This is a genomic window from Gordonia sp. NPDC058843, assembly GCF_042743165.1.
Taxonomy (GTDB): Bacteria; Actinomycetota; Actinomycetes; order Mycobacteriales; family Mycobacteriaceae; genus Gordonia.
Genome location: NZ_JBHYNC010000062.1, coordinates 1 through 26,721 on the forward strand (window position 1 = coordinate 1; position 26,721 = coordinate 26,721).

Annotated in this window: 21 protein-coding genes; 11 read left to right on the plus strand and 10 right to left on the minus strand. The window is 68.6% G+C overall.

Annotation, left to right across the window (positions count from 1 at the left end):
• Positions 1-66 precede the first annotated feature (66 nt).
• The 4 genes from rpsI to eccCa all read right to left on the minus strand — a co-directional run bounded on the left by rpsI (position 67) and on the right by eccCa (position 6,705).
• The gene (rpsI, locus tag ACFW3F_RS24025; protein ID WP_388061971.1) at positions 67-603 is read right to left on the minus strand and encodes a 30S ribosomal protein S9; all 537 of its coding nucleotides are present in this window, start codon (positions 601-603) and stop codon (positions 67-69) included.
• Positions 600-1,043 (minus strand): 50S ribosomal protein L13, encoded by a 444-nt coding sequence (gene rplM / locus ACFW3F_RS24030; RefSeq protein ID WP_388061972.1) that lies wholly within the window; start codon positions 1,041-1,043, stop codon positions 600-602. Before rplM ends, rpsI begins: the two co-directional genes overlap by 4 nt.
• A gap of 178 nt (positions 1,044-1,221) precedes the next feature.
• The gene (locus ACFW3F_RS24035; RefSeq protein WP_388061974.1) at positions 1,222-2,577 is read right to left on the minus strand and encodes a type VII secretion-associated protein; all 1,356 of its coding nucleotides are present in this window, start codon (positions 2,575-2,577) and stop codon (positions 1,222-1,224) included.
• A gap of 36 nt (positions 2,578-2,613) precedes the next feature.
• Entirely contained in the window at positions 2,614-6,705 is a 4,092-nt protein-coding gene (gene eccCa / locus ACFW3F_RS24040; RefSeq protein WP_388061976.1) for a type VII secretion protein EccCa, read from the minus strand.
• Positions 6,706-6,802: 97 nt separating this feature from the next.
• On the opposite strand from eccCa, the gene eccD reads away from it, so the two are divergent.
• Together eccD and mycP are read left to right on the plus strand one after the other, a co-directional pair.
• Positions 6,803-8,356, plus strand: coding sequence for a type VII secretion integral membrane protein EccD (gene eccD, locus ACFW3F_RS24045; protein WP_388061978.1), 1,554 nt, complete (start codon positions 6,803-6,805; stop codon positions 8,354-8,356).
• A complete protein-coding gene (gene mycP / locus ACFW3F_RS24050) occupies positions 8,356-9,753 on the plus strand; it encodes a type VII secretion-associated serine protease mycosin (RefSeq protein ID WP_388061980.1) in 1,398 nt (465 codons plus the stop codon). The genes eccD and mycP overlap by 1 nt, the downstream gene beginning before the upstream one ends.
• 34 nt (positions 9,754-9,787) lie before the next feature.
• Here the strand turns inward: mycP and ACFW3F_RS24055 are convergent, their stop codons facing one another.
• On the minus strand, positions 9,788-10,741 hold the full coding sequence (locus ACFW3F_RS24055) for a 4-hydroxy-3-methylbut-2-enyl diphosphate reductase (RefSeq protein WP_388061982.1): 954 nt from the start codon (positions 10,739-10,741) through the stop codon (positions 9,788-9,790).
• A gap of 52 nt (positions 10,742-10,793) precedes the next feature.
• On the opposite strand from ACFW3F_RS24055, the gene ACFW3F_RS24060 reads away from it, so the two are divergent.
• From ACFW3F_RS24060 to ACFW3F_RS24070, 3 genes are read left to right on the plus strand one after another with little or no spacing between them, the layout of a single operon-like run.
• The gene (locus ACFW3F_RS24060) at positions 10,794-11,501 is read left to right on the plus strand and encodes a lipid droplet-associated protein (protein WP_388061984.1); all 708 of its coding nucleotides are present in this window, start codon (positions 10,794-10,796) and stop codon (positions 11,499-11,501) included.
• Positions 11,498-12,832, plus strand: a complete 1,335-nt coding sequence (gene xseA, locus ACFW3F_RS24065) for an exodeoxyribonuclease VII large subunit (RefSeq protein ID WP_388061986.1) — start codon at positions 11,498-11,500, stop codon at positions 12,830-12,832. The genes ACFW3F_RS24060 and xseA overlap by 4 nt, the downstream gene beginning before the upstream one ends.
• Complete coding sequence (locus ACFW3F_RS24070; RefSeq protein ID WP_388061987.1) at positions 12,829-13,074, plus strand: exodeoxyribonuclease VII small subunit; 246 nt, start codon at positions 12,829-12,831, stop codon at positions 13,072-13,074. The genes xseA and ACFW3F_RS24070 overlap by 4 nt, the downstream gene beginning before the upstream one ends.
• A gap of 27 nt (positions 13,075-13,101) precedes the next feature.
• Here the strand turns inward: ACFW3F_RS24070 and ACFW3F_RS24075 are convergent, their stop codons facing one another.
• Positions 13,102-13,431 (minus strand): hypothetical protein, encoded by a 330-nt coding sequence (locus tag ACFW3F_RS24075; RefSeq protein ID WP_388061989.1) that lies wholly within the window; start codon positions 13,429-13,431, stop codon positions 13,102-13,104.
• A gap of 57 nt (positions 13,432-13,488) precedes the next feature.
• On the minus strand, positions 13,489-14,067 hold the full coding sequence (locus ACFW3F_RS24080) for a DUF4245 domain-containing protein (protein WP_388061991.1): 579 nt from the start codon (positions 14,065-14,067) through the stop codon (positions 13,489-13,491).
• Positions 14,068-14,201: 134 nt separating this feature from the next.
• Between ACFW3F_RS24080 and glpX the strand changes: the two genes are divergently transcribed.
• From glpX to ACFW3F_RS24100, 4 genes are all read left to right on the plus strand, one after another.
• Positions 14,202-15,197, plus strand: coding sequence for a class II fructose-bisphosphatase (glpX, locus tag ACFW3F_RS24085; protein ID WP_388061993.1), 996 nt, complete (start codon positions 14,202-14,204; stop codon positions 15,195-15,197).
• 138 nt (positions 15,198-15,335) lie between these two features.
• Positions 15,336-17,033: a fumarate hydratase gene (locus tag ACFW3F_RS24090; protein ID WP_388061995.1), complete on the plus strand. Its 1,698-nt coding sequence runs from the start codon at positions 15,336-15,338 to the stop codon at positions 17,031-17,033.
• Between the two features lie 7 nt (positions 17,034-17,040).
• Entirely contained in the window at positions 17,041-18,456 is a 1,416-nt protein-coding gene (locus ACFW3F_RS24095) for a class II fumarate hydratase (protein WP_388061997.1), read from the plus strand.
• A 5-nt stretch (positions 18,457-18,461) separates the two neighbouring features.
• The gene (locus ACFW3F_RS24100; RefSeq protein WP_388061999.1) at positions 18,462-19,145 is read left to right on the plus strand and encodes a PIG-L deacetylase family protein; all 684 of its coding nucleotides are present in this window, start codon (positions 18,462-18,464) and stop codon (positions 19,143-19,145) included.
• Positions 19,146-19,492: 347 nt separating this feature from the next.
• Here ACFW3F_RS24100 and ACFW3F_RS24105 read toward each other — a convergent pair whose 3' ends face one another.
• Positions 19,493-21,214, minus strand: coding sequence for a GAF domain-containing sensor histidine kinase (locus ACFW3F_RS24105; protein ID WP_388062001.1), 1,722 nt, complete (start codon positions 21,212-21,214; stop codon positions 19,493-19,495).
• A gap of 160 nt (positions 21,215-21,374) precedes the next feature.
• On the opposite strand from ACFW3F_RS24105, the gene ACFW3F_RS24110 reads away from it, so the two are divergent.
• On the plus strand, positions 21,375-22,022 hold the full coding sequence (locus tag ACFW3F_RS24110) for a response regulator transcription factor (RefSeq protein ID WP_086535560.1): 648 nt from the start codon (positions 21,375-21,377) through the stop codon (positions 22,020-22,022).
• A gap of 136 nt (positions 22,023-22,158) precedes the next feature.
• Entirely contained in the window at positions 22,159-23,064 is a 906-nt protein-coding gene (locus ACFW3F_RS24115; protein ID WP_388062003.1) for a universal stress protein, read from the plus strand.
• 381 nt (positions 23,065-23,445) lie between these two features.
• Here the strand turns inward: ACFW3F_RS24115 and ACFW3F_RS24120 are convergent, their stop codons facing one another.
• Positions 23,446-24,408, minus strand: coding sequence for a L,D-transpeptidase (locus ACFW3F_RS24120; protein WP_388062007.1), 963 nt, complete (start codon positions 24,406-24,408; stop codon positions 23,446-23,448).
• Positions 24,409-24,937: 529 nt separating this feature from the next.
• Complete coding sequence (locus ACFW3F_RS24125) at positions 24,938-26,230, minus strand: PhoH family protein (RefSeq protein WP_388062005.1); 1,293 nt, start codon at positions 26,228-26,230, stop codon at positions 24,938-24,940.
• Positions 26,231-26,721 lie beyond the last annotated feature (491 nt).

Sequence of the window (26,721 nt, forward strand, 5' to 3'; positions counted from 1 at the left end):
GCTCGGGAGTGAGCTCGGCGTTGGCCAGGCCTCGGACGCCGTCGGTTCCGAAAAGGCGTGCCAAGGTCAGCGCTTGGAGTACTGCGACGCCTTGCGGGCCTTCTTGAGGCCGTACTTCTTACGCTCGACCGCACGCGGGTCACGGGTGAGGTAGCCGGCCTTCTTCAGCGCGGGACGATCCTCCGGGGTGACCTCGATGAGCGCACGCGCGATGGCGAGACGCAGCGCGCCGGCCTGGCCCGAGGGACCGCCGCCGACGAGCTTGGCGAAGATGTCGAACGACTCGGTGCGCTCGACGAGGACCAGCGGCGCCTTGATGAGCTGCTGGTGCACCTTGTTGGGGAAGTACTCCTCCAGCGAGCGACCGTTGAGGGTGAACCCACCGGCGCCCGGCATCAGGCGGACGCGGACGATGGCTTCCTTGCGGCGGCCGACGGTCTGGATCGGACGGTCGATGACGATCGGCTCGCGGACCTCTTCGGCAGCGGCGGTCTCGTAGTCGTCAGCGGCGACCTCGACGGCCTCCACGACCTCGACAGCAGCCTCGTCGACAGCAGGCTCTTCGACGGCCTCGACGGCCTCGTTGATGTTCTCGTTGCTCACTGGGCCACCTGCTTGATCTCGAAGGGGACGGGGCGCTGGGCCGCGTGCGGATGGTTCGGGCCGGCGTAGACCTTCAGCTTCGAGGCCATGGCGCGGCCGAGCTTGGTCGACGGCAGCATGCCCTTCACGGCCTTCTCGATGACCCGCTCGGGGTAGGTCGCGAGCAGCTGCGACGTGGTGCGGGACTTCAGGCCACCGGGATGCCCCGAGTGGGTGTAGTTCAGCTTGCGGTCGGCCTTGTTGCTGGTCAGCACGACCTTCTCCGCGTTGATGATGACGACGAAGTCGCCACCGTCCATGTGCGGGGCGTAGGTCGGCTTGTGCTTGCCGCGGAGCAGGTTCGCGACCTGCACGGCCAGCCGGCCGAGCACCACGTTCTCGGCGTCGATGACATGCCACGTACGCGTGATGTCACCGGCCTTCGGGGTGTAGGTAGGCACAGTTGTCCTCAACTCTTGTCTTGTGGATGCTGGTCAGGTGCACGGCAGAGATCGTTCCCGGCGACCAGTGGGGACCCGGGCCTCCGCTGACCTGGACACACGCGTGCGCACCAGGTGCCGAGCACCAGCGATCCAGGTTACGCGACCGCGCTGGTCAGGGTCAAAACGGGCGGTCGACCTACGGGCGGGACACGTGCACCGTCCGCACCGCCTCCGCACATTCGGCGTCGGCGGATTCGGCCGCGGTACCCGCCTGACAGCCGATCGAGACCTGTAGACCGTCGTCGACGACGACGTACCAGCGGATCGCGTCGCCCGAGGCCGGTGACTCGCGATAGCCGATCACGTCACGTCCGGCGAACCGGGTCGCGGCGGAGAACTCGGTGACGACGTCGTCCCCACGCTGCTCGATCCGGTTGCGCAGACTGTCGGCCACCGATTCCAGGGTCGAGCCCTCGCGCACCTCGGTGAGGACGGCGATGATCCGCCGGCCGTCGTCGGGGTCGACGAACACGGCGCGGGTGGTCGAGGGATCGGCGGCGGAGCCGCTCGGGGTGTCCTGCTCGACCTGTCGCCAGTCGCCCGGCACGGTCAGGGTCGCCCGCCCGAGCGTGACATCGGTCGAGGACATGCCCGAGGAGGGTTCGCGCTGCCAGAGTCCGACCCCGATCGCACCACTCACGACGAGGATCGCCACGGCCGCGGCGGCGAGCACCGACCGTGATCGCCGCCGGGTGGCGCCTAACGGCACCGGGTCCTGCGGACGGGGATCACGTCCGGGGGGCACCGCGTCGTCGGCCGCGCCGCCGGTGCGGTGGCCGAGCCGGACCACGAGATCGCGGTCGACGGCGACCACCCGTCCCGCGACCGCGTGACCGGAGATGACGTCGATGGCGACGGCCACCTCGGCCGGGCTGTCCCCGTCGACGAACACCGCCTCGACCGAGTCGTCGATGATGTCGATCCCGTCACCGCCGGCCGGAGCGTGCGACGGATGACCGGTGCCGGGACGGATGACCCCACAGCGCTCGATGGCCCAGCCGTCGGGACCTCGACCCACGATCTGCACGTTCCACCACCGAGGTCGCGGATGCGCGGGGTCGGCAGGTGGTTGCGGGAGATGGGTGGTCTCGACCACGGCGCATCGCTGCACGGTGAGGTCGGCGTGGCTGCGTGCGACGAGAACAGCGCGGGGCAGCAGCGTCACCGGTGAGCGGTCGTCGCCGAGGTCGGCGAGAGTCGATGCGCGACGAATCCCCCAGGTACTCGGATGTCCGACGATCAGCGACCGCCTCGCGGGCAGGTCGAGGTCGGCGAAGACCCGCCGCCACACCTGCCGCAGATGGTCGCGCCGACCGTCGACCACGACGGTCAACTCATCCACGGACTCGAGCAGAGCCCGTACATCGAGGTCCGTTCGGCGCAGTCCGCGGTCCGGCTCCCAGACCAGCGGCGTTCCGAACGCGAGATCGACGACGGCCGGGCGGGGGTTCGGGTGACCCACCGATTGCGCCTCGCCCGTGTCCGACGACACCGCCGCCTCGCCCGCTCCCCTCACCCCGGCCCCGACCTAGTCGCCGATCGGGAGATGGGCGACCTGGATCATCTCCTGCGGCCGGACGCGCGACACCAGCTCGCCCCGGCCGGGTACCAGCGTCTGCAGGCGCGACCGCCCGGTGATGAAACCCTCGTCCCGGTCACCGCTCATCAGGAGCATGTCCGAGGACAGATCCTTCAGACGGGCGATCAGCGGATCGAACATCGCCCGTCCCAGCCCGCCGGAGCGTCGGGCGAGCACGATGTGCAGACCGATGTCGCGCGCGTGGGAGACCAGCTCGACGATCGGCAGCATCGGATTCCCCGTCGAGGTGACCACCATGTCGTAGTCGTCGACGACCACGTAGACCTCTGGCTGACCGTCGAGCCAGGTGCGGTCCCGCAGCTGCTGGACCGTGACGTCCTCCGGCGGCATCCGGTCCTTCAGGTAGACCGCCAGCTCCGTCATCATCGACGCCGCGCGGTCGGGTGAGCTCGCGTACCCCGCCAGGTGATCGCCGTCGATGATCCCCAGCATCGTGCGGCGGTAATCGACGAAGACGATCCGCACCTGCTCGGGCGAGGCCCCGGCGACCAGGCCGGTGACGATGGTCCGCAGCAGGTTGGTCTTGCCGTGCTCGACGTCGGCGAACGCCATGAAATGCGGCTGGGCGGTGAAATCGAGGATCACCGGCGCGAGTTCGAGCTCGCCGACACCGATCGCCACCTGGTTGGGCGCCAGCGTGAGGCCGGCCCCGGCGACCGCGCGCTGCACCGACGCGTAATCGATCTCGGTGTTCAGCTTGCGCACGGCCATCGCCGAGCGGCCCGGGTAGGCCGCGGTGAGCTTCTCCACCGACTGGGCGACGCCGGCAGGCAGCGACTCGGCACTGCTGACCGGATCCAGTCGGGGCAGCGCGATCAGCATGTGGAGTTCCTGCCCGGTCAGGCCGCGTCCGGGACGGTTCTGTGGGACCAGCGTCGCCGCGCGGCGCCCCATGTCGGAGTCCATCGGATCGCCCAGCCGCAGCTCGATCCGGGTACCCATGAGGTCCCGGACCGCCGGCCGCACCTCGGCCCACCGGGACGCGGTGACCATGACGTGGACGCCGTAGCTGAGCCCCTGGGCCACGATCGCGGTGATCTGTTCCTCGAGCGATTCCAGTTCCGTCCGGAGCACGTTCATGCCGTCGAGAACGAGGAAGACATCGCCGAACCGGTCCTGCGTCAGCGGGTCTGCAGCCGTCCCGTCGGGCGACGAGGTGACCCCGGTACGGAACCACGATGCGCGGCGCGCCCGGTAGTCGCGCATCGATTCGACGCCCAGCCGGGAGAACAGCAGTTCGCGGGACCGGACGACGGCCGCGACCTCGGCGACCGTCCGTCGGACGGCGTCCATGTCGCCGCGCGAGGCGACCGAACCCACGTGCGGGAGTCCGGCCAGACCGGCCAGGCTGCCGCCGCCGAAGTCCAGACAGTAGAACTGCACCTGCTCGGGGGTGTGGGAGGCCGCGGCCGCCATGATGATGGTGCGCAGCGTGGTCGACTTGCCCGACTGCGGACCGCCGACCACCGCCACGTTGCCCGCGGCACCCGCGAGGTCGATGACGAGTGGGTCGCGTCGCTGGTCGTAGGGCCGGTCGACGATCCCGATCGGGACGGTCAGATTGCCCGGCACCGCCGGGTGAGTCCAATCCCGCTCACCGAGAAGGTGTTCGACGGTCGGCGAGGAGTCCAGCGGCGGCAGCCACACGCGATGGGCCGGCGGACCGGCGTGCTCCATGCGTTCGACGATCGTCTCCATGAGCGTGGGCACCGGCGCCGAGACCGGCTCGAAGTCGGCGGGCGCCTCCGGAGCGGGCGGTTCCTCGTCCAGCAGGCTCTCGGCCTGATCGAGCAGGGACCGCGACGCGCCCTCGTCCAGCGGAACCGGGAGTGCGGTGAACACCTTCAGGTTCCCGCGCCGCACCGACGCCGTGGCGGTCGGATCGGATGACTCGGTGACCGTCGGCGAGTAGTAGGCACCCGACACGTAGGAGGTGTTGAACCGGATCGGGTCCGCCGAGTCGCACTTGAGGTAGGCCGAACCCGGAACGCTCGGCAGGTGATAGGCGTCGGGCACACCGAGCACCGAGCGGGACTCGTTGGCCGAGAAGGTCTTCAGGCCGATCCGGTAGGACAGGTGCGAGTCCAGACCGCGGAGCTTGCCTTCTTCCAACCGTTGCGACGCGAGCAACAGGTGGATGTGCAGGGAGCGGCCGAGGCGTCCGATCGCGACGAACAGTTCGGCGAAATCCGGCTTCTGCGAGAGCAGTTCGGAGAACTCGTCGACGACGATGAACAGGGCGGGCAGCGCATCGAGCCGCACCCCGGACGCGCGGGCGCGCTCGTAGTCGGCGACGTTGGCGTAGTTGCCCGCGGCGCGCAGCACCTCCTGGCGCCGGTTCATCTCACCCGAGAGTGCGTCCTTCATCCGGTCGACCATCGACAGTTCCTGCTCGAGGTTCGTGATGATCGCGGCGACGTGCGGCGCGGATTCCAGACCGAGGAAGGTCGCGCCGCCCTTGAAGTCGACGAGCACGAGATTCAGCTCGGCCGGCGAGTGGGTCGCCAGCATCGCCAGGACCAGGGTCCGCAAGAACTCCGACTTCCCCGATCCCGTGGCGCCGATGCACAACCCGTGCGGGCCCATGCCGCCGTGCGCGCTCTCCTTGATGTCGATCTCGACGGGAGCGCCGGTCGGCGTGTAACCGATCGGCACGCGCAGGCGTTCCCGGCCGGTACGCCCGCGCCACGCGGTGGCGGGGTCGAACCGTGCCGCGTCGTCGATGCCCAACAGAGCGGGCAGGCCGGGGTCGGCCGAGGTCGCCTCGGACTCGAGATGGGCCAGGGTCGCCGCGGTGGCCAGCCGATACCGCGCCATCCGCCGGGCGATCGCCTCGGCCTCGGGGATCGTGAGCGAGTCCATGTCGGCGAACTCCTCGACGCCGGCCGCGCTGCGCGCCGAGACCTTGCCCCCGCGGACGACGAGTTGCAGTCCGCGACGTACCGCGAGACCGTCCGGCGGCGCGGTCAGGTCCAGGATCGTGACCCCTTCCATCCCGGCGTCGTTGATGATCCGCTCGTCGCCGGCGACGTAGCCGTCGTCGATGATGACGACGAGGTGCGCGCGATTGGCGTTCGGCGGTGCCGACCGGCTGAACCGGCCGCGTTCGAGGAGGTCGGCGGCCATCGAGTTCTCCAGGTCCGCCAGGGTCGGGTAGATCATCCGCATCGCGCCGACACCGTCGCGCAGCGTCGGATGTCCCACGTGCGGAAGCCATTTCGCCCAGTCCCAGGCCTCCCCCGCAGGATCGCCGGTGACGATGCCGATGTGCAGGTGATCGGGACCGTGGAACGCGCACAACTCGACGATCATCGACCGGATGAGGTCGCGGGTCTCCTGCCGGGCGCCCTCGATGTTGATGGCCGGGAAGCCGCGCAACGAGATCGAGGTCGGCAGTCGGTACACCGCCGAGTGCGTGCGGACGAAGCGACGCAGGGCCACCATCGAGACCGGCTCGATGTCCTCGAGGGGCCCGGTCTCGGGCGGCATGAGTCGGGTGGCCAGCCGCTGGACCCCCACACCCACCCGCACGTGGGCGAAGTCGGGGTCGCTGGGGCGGCGTTCCCACATCCGCCTGCTGCCGATCACGTCGAGCAGCGCGCGTGGGTCCGGGTGGCTCCAGGTGCGCGCCGCACGCTGGTTGTCCACGGTCTCGACGACCTGGCCGCGCAGCTGGCCGAGATAGCGGAAGTAATCCTTGCGTTCCTCGTTGAGTTCGCCTGCGCGTTTGCCGCCGCCACGCCCGCCCGCGGCGAACATGCCGAACATCGACATCAGCATCATGAGCGGGAACATCATGAACAGCGGATTGGTCAGGATGTTGCGCCCGCCGGTGACGACCATCAGCGACACCATGCCGATCACGGCGACGACCATCACCACCGGGAGCAGTCTCATCAGGAGATTGCCGGGGACCACCCGCGGTACGTCCGGCGGCGCCTGGATGTTGACCTCGCCGCCCGGTGTGCGTGGCGGCGTGATGCGCGGGCGACGCACAAAACCCTCGGTCGTCGTGACCACACGTCCCCCCTGACATGTCGCGCTGTGTATCCCCGGGCGGTCGAACCCGCCGCGGTTGGCTATGTTAGCTGCTGAATCTAGGGGGAGGATTGACCTGATGTCGTCTGTGGACGGATTCGCACCGGGGTACCCGGCCATCGCGGCCGACGCGGACCCCGGAGACCGCCGACGGGGCGAGGCGGCCGTCGAACCCCAGCTCGTCCGGGTGTCGGTACTCGGCGGCAACACCCAACTCGACGTCGGGCTGCCCGCGGGTATCCCCATCGCGGGACTCATCGGCGACCTCGTCGCCCAGATCGAATCACGTAATCCCACACGGTCGGACCCCGACGACCCCGACGCCGACGCCCGCAACCCCGGACGCCCGCACGATCGTCAGAACAAGTGGACACTGGCCCTCGTCGGGCAGGAACCACTGCCGCTGCATCGGTCGCTGTCCGAGTCGGGCATCCGTGACGGTGACCTGCTGCTGCTCACCTCGACGCGCACCGGGGAGTCCCCGGTGCTGTTCGACGACGTGGTCGACGCTGTCGCCCGATTGAACGAATCCCAATTCCTCGACTGGACCGCGGCGTCCGCCCGGCGAGTGGGTTACGCACTGGCGCTCGTCGCCGCGGTGGCGGCGGGGGCATCCCTCGCCGCGGTCCGGTCCGACACCGGTGCGCTGTGGTTCGCGGCGCTGTCGGGTCTGGCGGTGGTCGGCTTCCTCACCGCGTCGACGATCGTGTCCCGCTACTACCGCGACGAACAGACGTCGACGGTGCTGTCGTTGTGTGCCGCGCCGATGGCCTTCGTGACCGGGATGATCCTCACGCCCGGATCGTTCGGCGCCGCGCACCTGACGCTGGGCTTCGCCCTGACGCTCGTCGCCGCGGTGGTCAGCTACCGCATGACGGCCGCCGGTGCGACCGCGCACAGTGCGGTGACCAGCGCGGCACTGCTCGGCGCGGCCGGGTCCGGGGCGCGGCTCCTCATCGATGCACAGGTGGCCGATGTCGCCGCCGTCATCGCCGCGGTCGGCCTGCTCCTGATCGGCCTCGCGCCCCGCACCACCATCCTGCTCGCCAAACTGCCCCTGCCCCCGGTCCCCACGGCCGGTGCGGCCATCGACGTCAAGGACATCGAACCGCGTCCGGCCATCGAGGGCATCGGGGCGATCGGTGCTACCGCGCTGCCCAAAGCCGATGCGCTGGAACGTCGCTCCTACCTCGCGAACGCCTATCTGACGGGCATCGTCGGCGGGCTGACCGTCGTCACCGCCATCGCGGCCGTCCTCACCGCCTCCCCGCTCGCCGGGTTCGAGTGGCGCAACGCCGCGTACGCCGCGATCATCGGCGTCGTGCTGTGCCTGCGGGGCCGCTCCCACAGTGACCTGTTCCAGGCCGGGATCCTCATCGTCGGCGGATCGCTGGTGGTGATCACGCTGATCACCGGTCTCGCATTCGGCGACGACCAGTGGCCGGTCATCGGTTTCGCACTCGGCGTCCTCGTCGTGATCGCCGCTTTCGTCTTCGGGGTCGTCGCCCCGAACCAGGACTTCTCTCCGGTGATGCGCCGCTGGGCCGAGATCGGCGAGTACATTCTCGTCGCCCTCATCGTGCCCCTCCTGCTGTGGCTGCTCGACCTCTATCGAATGGTCCGCGAGATCTGATGCGCGGCACGCGCATTCGCAGCACCGGACTGATCGCGTCGGCGCTGGCCGCGGCCCTCATCGGGACGTCGGCCTCGCCGGCGGCGGCAGTGACCCCGCCCCGGATCGATCCCGGCGCCCTGATCCGGTCGGCACCGGTGGCGCCGCCGGAGCCGACCGAGCAGCGCCATCTGTGCAACACCCCGGAGTTGACCCGCAGCGTGTCGAAACCGACTGCGGCGCAGTCGATGATGAACCTCACCGAAGCGTGGCGATTCAGCCGCGGACAGGGTCAGCGGGTGGCCGTCATCGACACCGGGGTGACACCGCATCCGCGGCTCGGCCGCGTCGTCGCCGGCGGCGACTACGTCTCCGGCGGCAGCGGACTCGACGACTGCGACGCACACGGCACCCTGGTGGCCGGCATCATCGCCGCGCGTCCCAGCAGCTCCGACGCTTTCGCCGGGGTCGCGCCCGCGGCCTCGATCATCGCCATCCGCCAGTCGAGCAGTGCCTTCCAGAAGAAGGACGACCGCAGACGGGACGACGGCGCCCCGGTGGTCGGGTCCGGGTACGGCTCGGTGCGGACGCTGGCGCACGCGATCGTGCGCGCCGTCGACCTGCGCGCCACCGTCATCAACATCTCCGAGGTGGCATGTGCCCCGGCGTCGGACACGGTCGACGATCGCGCACTCGGCGCGGCCATCCGCCACGCCTACGACCGGAACGTCGTGGTGGTCGTCGCGGCGGGCAACCTGAACCGCGACGGCGCCTGCCAGAACCAGAACGCAGCTCCTGCCCCCGACGACCCCGACGGCTGGCGATCGGTCTCCACCATCGCCAGCCCCGCGTGGTACTCGCCGTATGTGCTGACCGTGGGCTCCGTGGACGCCGACACCGGGTCTCCGAGCGACTTCAGCCTGCACGGACCGTGGGTCAGCGTCGCGGCGCCGGGGACCGACATCGTGAGCCTCGACAGCCGGCGCGGTTCGAGCCGGCTGGCATCGGCGCAGCAGAGCGACGGCGGCCCGGTTCCCGTGATCGGCACGAGCTTCGCCGCGCCCTATGTCGCGGGCACCGCCGCTCTGATCCGCGCGCGATTCCCCGAACTGTCGGCACGCGAGGTGATGGACCGCATCATCGCGACCGCCCATTCCCCGGGCACCGGGCGCGATCAGCGGATCGGCCACGGCGTCGTCGACCCGGTCGGTGCCCTCACCGCCGAACTACCCGCGGATCAGCGGCCCGAACGCCGGTCCGCGCCGGTCGCCGCACCACCGGTCGTCCAGCCACCCGACCAGACCGCGCGCACCGTCGCGATCGTCGGCAGCGCCGTCGCGGCGATCGTCATCGCGGCGGTCCTGGCGATCGCATTACCTCATCGGCGGGTGCGCAAGCTCGACCCGGACGAGTTCTGACCCGCCGAGACGGCAGACCGCCGCCGGCGGGGCGTCAGCTCGACGAACGCGCCGGGCGCAACTCGCGCGGGAGCGCGAAGGTGAGCGTCTCGTTGGCGGTGTTGACCGTCTCGACCGTGCCGTACCCGCGCTCGGCCAGGTAGTCGAGCACTCCGCGGACCAGCACCTCGGGCACCGACGCACCCGACGTGACACCGACGGTCGTGACACCGTCCAGCCAGGTCTCGTCGATCTCACGGGCGTAGTCGACCAGGTGACCGGCCCTTGCGCCGGCCTGCAGGGCCACCTCCACCAGACGTACCGAGTTCGACGAGTTCTGCGATCCGACGACGATCACCAGATCGCATTCGGGCGCCATGGCCTTGACCGCCACCTGACGGTTCTGCGTGGCGTAGCAGATGTCGTCGCTGGGCGGGTCGTTGAGCAGCGGGAACTTCTCCCGCAGGCGCCGGACGGTCTCCATGGTCTCGTCGACCGACAGCGTGGTCTGCGACAACCAGACGAGCTTCGACTCGTCACGAACGGTCACCGCGTCGACGCTGTCGGGTCCGTCGACGAGCTGGATGTGCTCGGGCGCCTCACCGGCCGTGCCCTCGACCTCTTCATGGCCTTCATGACCGATGAGGAGGATGTCGTAGTCGTCGCGGGCGAACCGCTTGGCTTCCTGGTGCACCTTGGTCACCAGCGGGCACGTCGCGTCGATGGTCCGCAGGTTGCGCTCCGCGGCCGTCTGGTGCACCAGCGGAGAGACCCCGTGCGCGGAGAACACGACGATCGCCCCCTCGGGCACCTCGTCGGTCTCACCGACGAAGATCGCCCCACGTTCGGCGAGGGTCTCCACGACGTGCCGGTTGTGCACGATCTCCTTGCGCACGTAGACGGGAGCGCCGTGCTTGTCCAGTGCACGCTCGACCGTCTCCACCGCACGGTCGACACCAGCGCAGTAACCGCGGGGTTCGGCGAGCAGGACACGCTTCGTCTCAGACATGCTTCCCAGGGTACGGGTTACGCGGCGTAGCCCGTGATGGCAGAGTGTTGGCATGGATCGCGCACCATACCCGGCCCGGATAGCCGCAGGTCTGATCGTCACCGCCCTCGAGGAGACACGCAAGCTCCCCGCTCTGCTCATCACATTGCCGATGACCGCGGTCAGCCAGACGTTGCAGGCCGGCATGCGGGCGCAGCAGAACATCGCCGAACTGGCCATCAAGGGCGATGCCGCCCTGGAGATGTTCTTCGACCGGCCCGACGAGCAGCCCGAATGGGCGCGGTTCGACGAGGACGAGCTGGAGAGCCCCGAGCCGGTCGCTCCGGTGGCCCCGTCCGCACCCGCGGTGACCACAAACACATCCGCGCCGACGACGCGGCCCGCCGCGAAGACCTCGGCACCGACGACCATCGACGACGAGGTCGAGGAAGCGGCTGCCGACGCCGATCTCGCCGCGCCGCCCCGGGCCGATGCCGGACGGTTCGCGCTGTACAGCTCCACCCCCGACGAGGTCGTCGCGGCCGAGGTACCGGGGACCGAGGCGGTGGTAGCCGCCGGCGGCGCCGGACCCGAGATCGTCGAGCTCATCGATTACGACACCCTGACGCTCGCGCAGCTGCGCGCCCGGCTCCGGTCGGTCGCCATCGAGGACCTGATCGCACTCGTCGGCTACGAAAAGGCCAATCGCGACCGGGCGCCGTTCGTGACGATGCTCGAGAACCGGGTCGCCGCGCAGAACAAGCGCTCCACCGAAGCGTGACCGGGGCCGACACGAGCGACACCCCGCGGCGGTCCTCCTCGCCGAACTCGTCCGAGCACCCGTGGCCGGTTCGGACGGTCAACACCAAGATCGCCGACTGGATCCACCGGCTCGGACAGATCTGGGTGGAGGGACAGGTCACCCAGATCAGCCGGCGTCCGGGCACGCGGACCGCGTTCCTCACCCTGCGCGACCCTGCTGCCGACATCTCGATCTCGGTGACGTGCAGCCCGGATCTGTTGGCGCGCACCGAGGTTCCGCTGACCGATGGCAGTTCTGTGGTGGTCCTGGGCCGGCCGAGCTACTACACCGGACGCGGCACCGTGTCCCTCCGGGTCAGCGAGATCCGGGCCGTGGGCATCGGCGAATTGTTGCTGCGCATCGAACGGCTTCGGCAGCTGATGGCCGCCGAGGGCCTCTTCGACCCGCGCCTCAAGCGGCCGTTGCCCTTCCTGCCCCGAGCCGTCGGCCTGATCAGCGGTCGTGCGAGCGCCGCCCAGCACGACGTCGTGAGCGTGGCCACGGCGCGCTGGGCGAACGTACGCTTCGACATCCGCGAGGCCCCCGTGCAGGGCCCGACCGCCGTCGCCCGGATCCTCACCCATCTCGCCGAGCTCGATGCACATCCCGACGTCGAGGTCATCATCATCGCGCGCGGCGGGGGCAGCGTCGAGGACCTGCTCCCCTTCTCCGACGAGGCGTTGCTGCGCGCGGTCTCGCGGTGCCGGACGCCGGTGGTCAGCGCAATCGGGCACGAACCGGACAATCCACTACTCGATCTCGTCGCGGATCTGCGTGCCGCCACCCCGACCGACGCCGCCAAACGAGTGATCCCCGACGTCGAGGCCGAGCTCGCCGGCATCGCGGATCTGCGTCGGCGTAGTGCGCAGGCGCTGCGCAACTGGGTGCGCCGGGAGTCCGGCGTCGTGGCCGCGCTCCGTGCGCGTCCGGTGCTGGCACGTCCCGGGGTGCTCGTGGACTCCGAAGCCGGGCACGTGGCCGAACTCGTCCGCGCGCTACGCCGGGATGTGCTGCGACACATAGACTCCGAGGAGCGTCGGCGCGACCATCTCGCTGCCCGGCTGTCGACCCTCGGTCCCGCGCAGACCCTCGCGCGCGGGTACGCGGTGGTCCAGCGAACCGACACCGATCCACCTCATGTGGTCGGCACCCTCGCCGATCTGCCCGCCGGTGCGCAGCTGCGCATCCGGGTCGCCGACGGCGCCGCGACCGCCCGGGTCGACGGGCGGGCCGGCCGACGCCCCCGCGCACGATCCCGTACAGGCGGCGCCGGCGGACCGACGAACACCGAAGACGGAGGAGACGCGTGAGCACCGACGAGACCCCCACTCCGATCGAGGAACTCGGGTACGAAGAAGCGCGGGACGAGCTCGCCGAGATCGTCACCACACTCGAGCACGGCGGACTCGATCTCGATTCCTCGCTGGCGCTCTGGGAGCGCGGGGAGGCTCTCGCCACCCGCTGCGAAGAACACCTGCGTGGTGCCCGGGAGCGCATCGAGGCGGCCATCACCGAGAAGACCGCCGGTCCCGACGATCGAGACGACGACTGAGACAACTGAGAAAACTGCGACGACTGATCAGTCGAACCGCGCGAACGCCTCGTGGTCGAGGGCACTGACGCGGGCGTGTTCGGCGGTCGGTAGGACCGCGGCTCGCGCGAGGACCGGCCGACGATCCTCCCCACCCCTCGCCGGAGAGGAAAGCGGCCGTCCCACAGCGGTGTCGGTATAGGACCGGACGAGATCCGGACCGGCTGCGGCCACCGCGACCCTCGACGCCGGGTCGGCCGGCGCGCCGATCGCACCCGCCCGTGGCACCGGCACGATCACCACCAGCGGCACCAGGGCCGCGACCAGCACGAGCCTTGCCCACACCACATGCGGGCCGAACCCAGATCCCCCGTCCATGAGCGCCTCCTGGAGACGACGCTAGGACCCGGGACCCGACTTCTCATGAGTAGTCCGCTACCCCATTCGCAGCGGCGGCTGGGCGACGACCGACGACGCGATCGTCTCGATGTCGGCATCGCTGCCCCGTGACAGCACCGCGATACGCACGTCGCCGAGGTCGGTGATCCAGAACTTCTTGCCCTCCGACGTCTCGTAGGTCACCCACTGGCGCCCACCCGCCTGACGGGTGCCGGTTCCGACGATGTCGTCGAAATCACCCCCGCTGGAGCCGAGGAAGGGCACGAGTACGTCTTCGGGTGCATCGGACTGGGTGAGCTGTACGTAGGCGCCGCCACTGCTCAGCCACCCCACCGTGCTGACCCGGTGCCCCTCGGTCGCTTCCGACGAACCGGAGTTGGGTCGCCATCCTTCCGGCGTCGGCGGGCGACGGATCGGGAACGCGAGCTGACTGGCATCGGCATTCAGCGCGTTGACCACGTCGAACGGCGGCAGCTTGCTGTCGGCCACATCCTTGGACGCCCCGACCGAGCAGTTACCCGATGCGATCAGCACCAGCGCACACAGCGCCAGCAACGGCACCAGCGACCAGAACATGTCCTTGCCGCTGATCAGAATGCGGGGTTTGTCTGCCATGGCGCCGAGTATCCCACCAGCAGGGTCACTGACCGAATGCCCGGTGTGACATGCAAGGATGGTGCTTGAGACCACCGCCACAATCACTCGGCGCCGCTCTGTCGATCAGCGCCGTACAGAGGAGTCGATTGCCCATGACCGTCAGCACCCATCAGGCCCCGGACCGCAACCTCGCGATGGAGTTGGTCCGCGTGACCGAGTCGGCGGCACTCGCGGCCGGGCGTTGGGTCGGCCGGGGCGACAAGAACGGCGGGGACGGCGCAGCGGTCGACGCGATGCGCGAACTGCTGTCGTCGGTGTCGATGCGTGGTGTCGTGGTCATCGGCGAAGGCGAGAAGGACGAGGCGCCGATGCTCTACAACGGCGAGGAAGTGGGCAACGGCGAGGGCCCCGACTGCGACGTCGCCGTCGACCCCATCGACGGCACCACGCTGATGGCGGAGGGTCGTCCCAACTCGATCTCGGTGCTCGCCGTGAGCGAGCGCGGCACCATGTACGACCCGTCGGCCGTCTTCTACATGGACAAGATCGCCGTCGGACCCGACGCCAAGGGCGCCATCAACATCAACGAGTCGGTCGAGTGGAACATCAACTCGGTCGCGAATGCCAAGGGCATCGACGTCGCCGACCTCACGGTCATCGTGCTCGACCGCCCCCGCCACGCCGACCTCATCGGTGAGATCCGCCAGGCCGGCGCCAAGATCCGACTCATCTCCGACGGCGACGTAGCCGGTGCCGTCGCGGCCGCAGACGACTACTCCACCGTCGACATGCTCATGGGCGTCGGCGGCACCCCCGAGGGCATCATCACCGCCGTGGCGATGAAGTGCATGGGCGGCGAGATCCAGGGCAAGCTGTGGCCGCGCAACGACGAGGAGCGCCAGAAGGCCCTCGACGCCGGCCACGATCTCGACCGGGTGCTCACCAACGACATCCTCGTCAGTGGCGAGAACGCCTTCTTCTGCGCCACCGGAGTCACCAACGGTGACATGCTGCGCGGCGTCACCTACCGCCCCAACGGCGCGACGACCCGCTCCCTGGTGATGCGGTCGAAGTCCGGCACGGTGCGCCGCATCGAGGCCGTTCACAAGCCGGCCAAACTCCGCGGATACTCGCGTCTCGATCTCTGAGATCGCACCGGGTGCGGTGACTTCCGATCCCGGGCCCGGAACCGGCCCCATGTCCACGAGGCTCGACTGTCCACGAGGCTCGACGAAGAGCGAACCTCTGGCGTGGGGCCGTTCTCGTCGGGCGATACGATGCGGTCCGTGAGTAAACCAGCCTCAGCCCCCGAGTTTCTCTACTCAGATCTGCTTCCGACCGGCGCCGACGACACCCCCTACCGGTTGATCACCACAGAGGGTGTCTCCACGTTCACCGCCGGCGATCAGACCTTCCTGAAGGTCGAGCCGGAGGCCATCCGGGCGCTCACCGCCGAGGCCATGCACGACATCAGCCACTTCCTGCGCCCGGCCCATCTGGCGCAGCTCCGCAAGATCATCGACGACCCCGAGGCCTCCGGCAACGACCGTTTCGTCGCGCTGGACCTGCTCAAGAACGTCAACATCTCCGCCGGCGGCGTGCTCCCGATGTGCCAGGACACCGGCACCGCGATCGTCATGGGCAAGAAGAGCGAAGGCGTACTGACCGGCACCGACGATGCCGAGGCCATCTCCCGGGGTGTCTATGACGCCTACACCCAGCTCAATCTGCGCTACTCGCAGCTCGCCCCGCTGACCACCTACGACGAAAAGAACACGGGTACCAATCTGCCCGCGCAGGTGGAGATCTACGCGACCGAACAGGGTCCGAAGGGTCCGGAGTACAAGTTCCTCTTCATGGCCAAGGGCGGCGGAAGTGCCAACAAGTCCTTCCTGTTCCAGGAGACCAAGGCGATCCTGAACCCCAAGGGCATCCTGAAGTTCCTCGACGAGAAGATCCGTTCGCTGGGCACCGCGGCGTGCCCGCCGTATCACCTGGCCGTCGTGATCGGCGGCACCTCAGCCGAATTCGCACTCAAGACCGCCAAATACGCGTCAGCTCACTACCTCGACAACCTGCCGACCCAGGGATCGATGTCGGCGCACGGTTTCCGCGACCTCGAGCTCGAGGACGAGGTCGTCAAGCTGACCCAATCCTTCGGCATCGGAGCCCAGTTCGGCGGCAAGTACTTCTGCCACGACGTGCGCGTGGTCCGGCTCCCCCGGCACGGGGCGTCGTGCCCGGTCGCGATCGCGGTGTCGTGTTCGGCGGACCGTCAGGCCCTCGGCAAGATCACCGCCGACGGCGTCTTCCTCGAGCAGCTCGAGACCGATCCGGCCAAGTACATGCCCGCGGCCGGTGTGGCCGAGGACATCTCGGGCGGCGAGGTGGTCGAGGTCGACCTCAACCGGCCGATGGCCGAGATCCTGTCGCAGCTCTCGCAGTACCCCGTGAAGACCCGACTCTCCCTGACGGGTCCGCTGGTCGTCGCGCGAGACATCGCGCACGCCAAGATCAAGGAACGTCTCGACGCCGGCGAACCGATGCCCGACTACCTGCGCGACCACCCCGTCTACTACGCGGGACCGGCGAAGACCCCCGAAGGCATGGCCTCGGGGTCGTTCGGGCCGACGACGGCGGGCCGGATGGACAGTTACGTCGCGCAGTTCCAGGCCGCGGGCGGCTCGATGGTCATGCTGGCCAAGGGAAACCGCTCCAAGCAGGTCACCGAGGCGTGCGGCTCACACGGCGGTTTCTACCTCGGCTCCATCGGCGGGCCGGCGGCGCGCCTCGCGCTCGACTGCATCAAGAGCCAGGAGATCATCGAGTACCCCGAACTCGGCATGGAAGCCGTGTGGAAGATCGAGGTCGAGAATTTTCCCGCGTTCATCGTTGTTGACGACAAGGGCAACGACTTTTTCACCGACCCGAGCGGGGCCGTGAACGTCCCGCTGAGCGGCATCAGGATCCGATCGAAGGAGTAGTCACGCGATGACCGAGGCAGCACAGGGCGAGCAGCAGTACCGCATCGAGCACGACACCATGGGCGAGGTCCGGGTGCCCGTCGACGCCCTGTGGCGGGCCCAGACGCAGCGCGCGGTCGAGAACTTCCCGATCAGCGGGCGTCCGCTCGAGCGGACGCAGATCCGTGCGATGGGCCTGCTGAAGGCGGCCTGCGCGACGGTCAACCGTGACCTCGGGCTCCTCGACGCGGAGAAGGCCGATGCCATCGTCGCCGCGGCGACCGAGATCGCCGACGGCGGGCACGACGACCAGTTCCCGATCGACGTGTTCCAGACCGGTTCGGGCACCAGCTCGAACATGAACACCAACGAGGTCATCGCGTCGATCGCCAAGTCTCACGGCGTGGACGTCCACCCCAACGACCACGTCAACATGTCCCAGTCGTCGAACGACACCTTCCCGACGGCGACACACGTCGCCGCCACCGAAGCCGCCGTCACCGACCTGATCCCGGCCCTCGAGCATCTACAGAAGGCGTTGAGCGACAAGGCAACCGAATGGCGCGAGGTCGTCAAGAGCGGCCGGACACATCTGATGGACGCCGTCCCGGTGACGCTCGGGCAGGAGTTCGGGGGGTATGCCCGGCAGGTCGAGGCGGGCATCGAGCGCATCACCGCGACCCTGCCCCGCGTCGGCGAACTGCCGATCGGCGGCACGGCGGTCGGCACCGGCCTCAATGCGCCGGACGGCTTCGGCACCAAGGTGGTCGCCGAACTCGTGCGACTCACCGGCGTCGAATCCCTCACCCTCGCGAAGGACAACTTCGAGGCACAGGCGGCACGCGACGGACTCGTCGAACTCTCCGGCCAGTTGAAGACGATCGCGGTGTCGCTCACCAAGATCGCGAACGACGTCCGCTGGATGGGTTCGGGCCCTCTCACCGGACTCGGTGAGATCCTCCTCCCGGACCTGCAACCGGGCAGCTCCATCATGCCGGGCAAGGTCAATCCTGTTCTGCCCGAAGCGGTCACACAGGTGGCGGCACAGGTCATCGGGAACGACGCCGCGGTCACCTGGGGCGGCGGCAACGGCGCCTTCGAACTCAACGTCTACATCCCGATGATGGCCCGCAACGTCCTCGAATCCCTGAAGTTGCTCGCGAACGTCTCGCGACTGTTCGCCGACCGGTGCATCTCCGGACTGCAGGCCAACACCGAGCGGTTGCGCACGCTCGCGGAGAGTTCGCCTTCGATCGTCACCCCGCTCAACAGTGCGATCGGGTACGAGGAGGCGGCAGCCGTGGCCAAGCAGGCGCTGAAAGCGGGCAAGACCATCCGGGAGACCGTCATCGATCGCGGCCTGGTCGGCGAGAAGCTGACCGAAGACGAGCTCGACGCCCGACTCGACGTGCTGAAGATGGCCAATCTCGACCGGGAGCGCTGAGCACGATGGCGTCGCTGCTCCCCTTCCCCACCGACTGGCAGACCGCGCTCGTCCTCGTCGCCCATCCCGACGACCCCGAGTACGGGATGGCCGCGGCCGTCGCCCGCTGGACCGGCGAGGGCAAGCGCGTGGTCTACGCACTGGCCTCGAGCGGCGAGCGTGGTATCGAGGGCCTCACACCCGGCGAGTGCGGCCCGCTACGGGAAGCCGAGCAGCGAGCGTCCGCATCGATCGTCGGGGTCGACGAAGTCGAGTTCTGGGGTTTCCCCGACAGCGACATCCGTAACGTCCCCGAGCTACGGGACAAGGTCGCCGAGACCGTCGAACGCGTCCGTCCGCAGGTGATCCTCTCGCTCTTCGGCGGTCCGGAGTGGGCACCGGGTGCGCCCAACCAGAGCGATCACATGGAGTTCGCCGCGGCGGTGCTCGACGCCTACGACGCCCTGGACTCCCCACCGTCGTGGCTGTTCGAGAACGGTCCGTCGGCAACCCACGGCGTCGACGTCGAGGATCAGGTCGAGGCGGCGGTGCGAGCACTCGCCGCGCACGACCGCTACCTCTCTGTCCTCGATCCGGACACTCCCGTCCTCGATCAGGCGCGTGCGCAGATCGAGATGGCGACCGCCCCGCGGGACGACGATCCCCGCCACGTGACCGGGTTCGAGCTCAAACGGGGTCGGCCCGCCTGAGGCCGGCATGACCCCGCCGGACGGTGCCCCTCCCAGTCGATGACACCACCGTGGTCCTTGGCCCTCCGCACCGGTGACCTTCGGCCCCTCCCGCCGGACGCGACGCCAGTGGATGGTGTGAGGGTCCGATTCTCCGCGCACCGTCGGAGCACGCCTCTCCCAGGGGGACCGTCATCACCTTCACGGCCGTTCTCGTCGTTCTGTTCGCCGCCTTCGCCGCATGCGCGATCATCGGATTGTCGGTGTGGCTGCTGGTGCTCTTCGGAGTGCTGACCGGGCTCCATTCACTGGCCTGGCTGACCGAGCGGACATCGGCCTGGCGGCTGCCCGCCGAGACCGAGACGACGCTAGAGCTGCGCTGACCACCGCAGTGCGAGACCGCCGCCGTCCGGCGGAGTGGTCAGCGTGAACTCGCCGCCGACCTTCTCCGCCCGCAGCGCGAGGTTGCGCAGTCCGCTGGGGGTCACATCCGGCGGCAGCCCGATGCCGTCGTCGATGACCTCGACGACGAGTTCGTCGGCGACCGAGATCGACACCGTCACCGTCGTTGCCCGGGCATGCTTGACGACGTTGCTGACCGCCTCGCGTGTCACCGCGACGACGTGTTCGGCCAGTGGCAGGTCGACCACGGACAGCGGCCCCGAGGTCCGCACGTGCATCTGTATCGGCAGGTCGTCGATCTGTTGATCGATGGCCTCCTGCACGCGCTGCCGCAGACGAGTGACCGTCATGTCCTCTGCCTGCAGATCGAAGATGGTCGTCCGCACCTCCTGCACGATGTCCTGCAGATTGTTGATGGAGCGGGTGAGTCGCGAGCGGGTGTCGGGTGAATGCGTCCGCTGCAGCGTTGCCTGCAGACTGAGCCCCTCCGCGAAGATCCGCTGGATCACGTGGTCGTGCAGGTCGCGGGCGATGCGTTCGCGATCCTCGAGGACCCGCATCTGGTGGGCCTGCAACGTCGCGGAGGCCAGCTGCAGTGCCAGAGCGGCCTGGTCGGCGAAGTCCGCGCTCAGCCCGAGCAGATCCCGCGCGAAGGGTTCTCGTCCGTCGGCCCGCATGGCGATCAGCACCCCCCTCGTGGAATCCGCCGTGCGCAGCGGGGCGGCCATGACCGGCCCGTAGCGCGTCGAATCGCCGACGTCGTACTCCAGGTGATTCCGGAGGACCGGGGTCCGCTGGACGAACGCGGTTCCCGACGTCGACCCGGTGATGGGGATGCTCCGTCCGCGGAAGACGTGCCCGTCGGCACCCTCGGCCACCGTGATGACCAGTTCGTCGATCAGTTCGACGGGCTCCTCGGTGTCGTGGGGTTCGGCGATGAAGACGAGGTCGGCGTCCGCGAGGCTCAGTACCTTCCGGGCGATCTGTTCGAGGACATCCTGGTGATCGGCGCCGGTCAGCAACTCGGTCATCACGTCGCGGTTGGCCTCGATCCAGGCCAGTTGGTTCTGCGCCTGCTCGTAGAGCCGGGCGTTGTCGATCGCGATCCCGGCCGCCGAGGCCAGCGCCTGGATCACCACCTCGTCGTCCTCGGTGAAGACGCCGCCGTTCTTCTTCTCGGTCAGGTAGAGATTGCCGAAGACCTCGTCCCGAACCCGGATGGGCGTGCCGAGGAAGCTCGTCATCGGCGGATGGTTCGCGGGAAATCCCACCGATTCGGGGTGCTCGGTCAGGTCGGACAGCCGCAGGAGTTCGGGCTGATCGATGAGCAGGCCGAGGACGCCGCCCCCGGTGGGCAGGTTGCCGATCAGTACGCGGGTCTCGTCGTCGATGCCCTGCGAGAGGAACGCGGACAGGTGGTGGCCGCTCCCGAGCACGCCGAGCGCCCCGTACTCCGCGTCGACCAGTCGGATCGCCGACGCCACGATGGATTCGAGTGTGGTTTCCAGGTCGAGTCCGGAACTGACGGCGAGCATCGCCTGCAGGAGTCCGTCGGTCTGATCGCGCACATCGGCGATCTGGCTGATCCGGTCGGACACCTCGTCGAGCAACTCGCGCAATCGCATCTGCGACAGCGCTTTCTGCAATTCGAGCGATCTCGGGTCGAGTTCCGAGAATTCGGAAGCCATATTCGGATCATAGTCAGAGACGAATTCGACCGCCGCGCTTCGGTCGAACGAGGTATCGGTCCCCGGAATCCGGGGAAATCGTTTGTTCGCCATGCGCACATTCGGCGATTGCAATCGCCGCGCCGTACAATCTGGGAGTCCGTTGCCGAAAGGAGACGGCATGATCAGGGTTTTCCTGGTCGACGACCACGAAATCGTCCGCCGGGGTCTTGTCGAACTCCTCGACTCCGTCTCTGACGTGGAGGTGGTCGGCGAAGCCGCCACCGTCGCGCAGGCGCTGGCGCGGATTCCCGCGGTGTCACCGGACGTCGCCGTGCTCGATGTCCGGCTCCCCGACGGCAACGGCATCGAACTGTGCCGCGAACTGTTGAGCCGAGTCGACGGCCTGCGGTGCCTCATGTTGACGTCGCTGACCGACGACGAGGCGATGATGGACGCCATCCTGGCCGGGGCCAGCGGGTATGTCATCAAGGACATCACCGGAATGGAGCTCGCACGGGCCATCGCCGACGTGGGAGCGGGCCGATCTCTGCTGGACAACCGCGCCGCCGCGGCACTGATGGACCGCTTGCGCGCGCGGCAGGACGCCGAGAAGCCGGCGGACGACGGGCTCAGCGAGCAGGACCGGACGCTGCTCGCCCTCCTCGGAGAAGGCCTGACGAACCGTCAGATCGCGGCGCGGATGCACCTCGCGGAGAAGACCGTCAAGAACTACGTGTCGCGGCTGCTCAGCAGACTCGGGATGGAGCGGCGTACCCAGGCGGCGGTGTACGCGGCGAAGGCCGCGAACCGCGATCGACGACGCTGAGCCCGCCCCACAGGGTCCTTGGTCCTCCCGATCCGGGATCTTCGTCGCATGCGCGCGGTGATGCCGGGACCGTGTACTGGAAGGAACAGACCCCACGGGGTCACCCGGTGTGCGACCTGTGAAGGGGGCAGCCGCGTTGACTGCGTCCACGATCGTCGGGATCGACGGTTCGGCCACCGCCCGCGCGGCGGCGTGCTGGGCCGCCCGCGATGCCCGGTTGCACAATTCGCCGGTCGAGCTCATCTCCGCCGCCTGCCCGTCGGCCGGCCTCGTCGCCGAGAGTCCACAGGCCCTCGAACCGCTGCGAAGGCGCGCCGAGCGGGCCCTGTCGGAATCGCGCCGTGCGATCGCGGAGTCGAGCGGTGCGGGCGTGGCGACCTCGCCGGCCGACCCGGTCGCGACCCGAGTCGAGTGCGCACCGCCCATACCCACCCTGCTCGACGCCTCGGCAGCGGCGCGGATGCTGGTCGTCGGCAACCGAGGCCACCGCGCAGGCGACCGCGTGGCGCTGGGTTCGGTCGCGGTCGCACTCGCCGAACACTGCCGGAGTCCGTTGACCGTGGTCCACGACCCGGGTCCGGCAGCGCCGGAGCAGATGTCGGCCGCAGTGGTGGTCGGCGTGGACGGTTCGCCCGCGAGTCGACGGGCCGCGGCGGCCGCCTTCGCCGAGGCGGCGGTTCGCGGCGTCCCACTGACGGTTGTGCACGCCTGGACCGACTCCGACGGATCCGATCGGGATCCGACAACGCTGTCGCTCGATCACGACCTCATCGCCTGGCGGAAGCTGCGCACCCGGGTGGCGGCCTGGCTCGACGACGAACTCTCGATCCTGCGCCGGGACCATCCGGCGGTCCTGGTCCGGAGCTCGATCTCGCGGGATCGTCCGGCACGGGCACTGCTCGATCACGCTCAGGCCGCGCAACTGGTGGTGCTCGGTGCGCGCGGACGCGGCGGCTTCGAACGCATGCTGCTGGGGTCGACGAGCCTCGCCGTACTGCGGAGAGCCCGATGCCCGGTCATGGTCATCCCGTCCGGTCGATGAGCCGGCGCCGACGCTGTCCACCGAACGATGTGTCATTGGACCCTTGAGATCTACATCACATACGCTGAGACTGGAATGGTCGCTCGTCCGAGTGCGGGATGGCTCTCCGACGACCGCGACACGATGAGTCCGCGAACGACAGAAGGTCCACCGAGATGACAGTTGTTTCCGCACTCGTGGAAACCGAAGGGTCCCCCTTCGACCGGAACTGCGACAGTTGCGGACGCAGCTTCACCGTCCGCGCTCCCCTTCGCCGATCTGATCTGGATGACCTCGCTCGGGTCAACGGCTGGCACATCGGCATCGACACCACGTTGTGCCCGGGGTGCCGATGCGCGCGTATGAGCCTGTCGAGCTCCTGAACGCGATCCGACGAGCCGATCAGCCCGCCTGACCGCCGAGTCCGAAGAGAGACGGCACCACGCCGACGAGCTGCGAGAGCAGGCCGGTCAGGACATCGGCACCCGGGACACCCGACGTGGCGGGGGGCGTCGTCCCCGGCGGCGTCGTGCCCGGAGCGGTTTGAGGGGTTGCTCCGGGCGCCTCGCCGGCCGGCGCACTCTGGTTGACGCCGATGGTGATCTTCGGGTTCTTCGCCGGGTCGAGCCACACCAGGATCTGCTTCATCAGCTCGCGCTCGATCGCGACGCAGCCCATCGTCGGTTCACCGTTGGTGACGTGGAGGAACATCGCCGACGCGCGGCCCGGAGTCCGCTGCGGGTTGTGCGCCATGTTGACCGCGTAGTCGTAGACCGGGCCGGAGTTGTACAGGTTCTCGCTGTCGCCACCGGGGCTCTGCGGCGAACGCACGTGCGTGTTGTATGTCGGCGACTTCATGTTCGAGTCCCACCAGTCCTGCTGGTCGACCTTGAGATAGGGCATCTTGGTCCCGGGATTCTCCGCACGACCGAAGGCCTGGTCGAGCGGGAAGGTGCCCTGCGGCGTCCGGTGCACGTTGTCCTTGGGCTCGCCCATGCCCAATGATCCGAGGAAGGCCTTCGTCGGGCCGATGACCGGTTTCCAGCTACCGTCTGCACCCCGGTCGAACGCCGTCAGGGTGGCGGTGGTGTCGGACGCCCTCGGGGCGGTGACGACGATCATCTGACTCGTCGGACCGCCCGACCCCGGCGCACCGGTGCCGTCGGTCCCGTCGGCCGATCCGCTCCCACCTGCGAGCTGGTCGAGAATCCCGTCGAGCAGCGGGATACCCGACCCCGGATCCGCTCCCGGGCCCGGCGTGGTGGACGTCTCCGGTGTAGTTGTCTCTGGGGCGGCGAGCGACTGGCCGGCACCGCCGACAGTCGCGGCGAGCACCGCGATCACCAGTAGTCCCAGCAGTCTCATTTGCCTCATCAGTAACTTCTGCACCACAACAGTGTGACATCGCGCAAGTGTGGATGAGTCACGTCCTGGTCACGGTGCGGTTCGGATCGGATGTCGGCGGGGACCTCCCGGACACTGGAAAATCCGACTCGAGGATTTGTTTCTCGATACGAATCTGCGGATTGCCATTATTCGAGATGCAGGACAGAAGATATTCCGAAATACTCACTGACGCGATGATTCGAATTCACCAAGATTCTGTTTGCGCGTTTGTTATCGAATCATTAATGTCGCAAACGACGCCGCCGAGTAAAGGCGACCGTCAACCGGATAGCCATTCGATAAAAGGGAGAACAATGACATCCTTGGAGAACGTCGAACTGCTCACCGCCATCATCGACCTCTTGAATGCACTCGGCGACTTCACCCCGATCGAGCCGCCGACCGCCTGATCTGACACCGAAGGCCGCGTCGACTCCCTCCCCTCGGAGAGTCGACGCGGCCTTTGTGCTCCCGGCGAGATCGAGCGCGCCGCAGGAACTGTCGTGATCTAGGGCGCGAACTCCTCGAGCATCTCGGTCACGAGTGCGGCGATCGGCGAACGCTCACTGCGGGTGAGGGTGATGTGCGCGAAGAGTGGATGGCCCTTCAGCTTCTCGATGACCGCCGCGACGCCGTCGTGGCGGCCCACCCGGAGGTTGTCGCGTTGCGCGACGTCGTGCGTCAGCACCACCCGCGATCCCGACCCCAGCCGGGAAAGGACGGTGAGCAGCACGTTGCGCTCCAGCGACTGTGCCTCGTCGACGATGACGAAAGAGTCGTGCAAGGACCGTCCGCGGATGTGCGTCAGCGGTAGCACTTCCAGCATGCCGCGGCTCAGCACCTCGTCGATGACCTCCGGCGACGCGAGGCCCTCGAGCGTGTCGAAGACCGCCTGCGCCCACGGCCCCATCTTGTCGGACTCACTGCCCGGCAGGTAACCCAGCTGCTGTCCACCGACGGCGTACAGCGGGCGGAACACGACGACCTTGCGCTGGGTGCGTCGCTCCAGAACAGCCTCCAGTCCCGCGCAGAGCGCGAGCGCCGACTTGCCGGTGCCCGCCTTGCCGCCGAGCGACAGGATCCCGACGGTGTCGTCGAGGAGCAGGTCGAGGGCCACGCGCTGCTCCGCCGAACGTCCGTGGAGCCCGAAGGCCTCGCGGTCGCCGCGTACCAACTGCACCCGCTTGTCGGCGTTCACACGACCCAGGGCACTCGAGGTGGCGCTGAGCAATCGGATGCCGGTGTGACACGGGAGTTCGCGGGCGTCGTCGATGTCGACGACCCCCTCGGCGAAGAGCGTGTTGATCGTGGCGGTCTCGACGTCGAGTTCGGTCATGCCCGACCATCCGGACACCACGACGTCCTGCGCGTGGTATTCGTCAGCGGCCAGACCCACCGCGCCGGCCTTCACTCGCAACGGCGTGTCCTTGGACACCAGCGTCACGTCTTTGCCCTCGGCGCGCAGGTTCAGGGCGCAGGCGAGGATGCGGGAGTCGTTCGAGTCGGTGCGGAATCCGGCGGGCAGCACCGCGGGGTCGGTGTGATTGAGCTCCACCTGAAGGGTGCCGCCGTCTTCGCCGATCTCGAGAGGCAGGTCGAGCCGGCCGTGTTCGAGACGCATGTCGTCGAGCATGCGCAACGCCTCACGCGCGAACCAACCGAGTTCGTGGTGGTGACGTTTGCCCTCGAGTTCGCTGATCACCACCAGTGGCAGCACGACATGGTGTTCGGCGAATCGCCTGACCGCCCAGGGGTCGGACAGCAGCACGGAGGTATCGAGGACGTAGGTGCGTGTGGTCACGTGGAGCTCCTACGTTCGTGCGGCACCCGCACAAACCAGTGTTGGTCGACGGCCGGTCCAGTTGTCCGTTGTCCCGGCGTCAGCCGAGGTGGACGAGGACCGGGGCCGGCCCCCTCGCGTTGCTTGCACAAACCACGAATTGAACCTCCCGAACGAACCGCTTCCCCGCGGTCCGTCACTCGCCAACGTACGCGCGGAAATCGGGGGCGGCGCGCCGAAATCCGGTGTGTCGGCGTGAATTGTGGGTAAACCGCCGTATCGTTTCCAGCGGAGACGCAACACGGCGCCACCAGGACTTTCGTCGTCCTGGTGGCGCCGTGTTCACGTTCGCGACGCGGTCGCTGTGTCGGTGTTCGCGGTGCGGGGCGTCGTCAGCGGCCGGCGAGCGCGAGGATGCGGGTGCGCGCGGCCTCCGCCTCGTCGCCGAGGCCGGCGACGGTGTCGAGCTTGACCGCATCGGCCAGCGCAGCCGCTATCGCCACCTTCACCTC

Coding starts and splice junctions, on each gene's coding strand:
- eccD (WP_388061978.1), top strand. CDS start 6,803: ATGTCGTCTGTGGACGGATTCGCACCGGGGTACCCGGCCATCGCGGCC.
- mycP (WP_388061980.1), top strand. CDS start 8,356: ATGCGCGGCACGCGCATTCGCAGCACCGGACTGATCGCGTCGGCGCTG.
- ACFW3F_RS24055 (WP_388061982.1), bottom strand. CDS start 10,741: ATGTCTGAGACGAAGCGTGTCCTGCTCGCCGAACCCCGCGGTTACTGC.
- ACFW3F_RS24060 (WP_388061984.1), top strand. CDS start 10,794: ATGGATCGCGCACCATACCCGGCCCGGATAGCCGCAGGTCTGATCGTC.
- ACFW3F_RS24075 (WP_388061989.1), bottom strand. CDS start 13,431: ATGGACGGGGGATCTGGGTTCGGCCCGCATGTGGTGTGGGCAAGGCTC.
- ACFW3F_RS24080 (WP_388061991.1), bottom strand. CDS start 14,067: ATGGCAGACAAACCCCGCATTCTGATCAGCGGCAAGGACATGTTCTGG.
- glpX (WP_388061993.1), top strand. CDS start 14,202: ATGACCGTCAGCACCCATCAGGCCCCGGACCGCAACCTCGCGATGGAG.
- ACFW3F_RS24095 (WP_388061997.1), top strand. CDS start 17,041: ATGACCGAGGCAGCACAGGGCGAGCAGCAGTACCGCATCGAGCACGAC.
- ACFW3F_RS24100 (WP_388061999.1), top strand. CDS start 18,462: ATGGCGTCGCTGCTCCCCTTCCCCACCGACTGGCAGACCGCGCTCGTC.
- ACFW3F_RS24105 (WP_388062001.1), bottom strand. CDS start 21,214: ATGGCTTCCGAATTCTCGGAACTCGACCCGAGATCGCTCGAATTGCAG.
- ACFW3F_RS24110 (WP_086535560.1), top strand. CDS start 21,375: ATGATCAGGGTTTTCCTGGTCGACGACCACGAAATCGTCCGCCGGGGT.
- ACFW3F_RS24120 (WP_388062007.1), bottom strand. CDS start 24,408: ATGAGACTGCTGGGACTACTGGTGATCGCGGTGCTCGCCGCGACTGTC.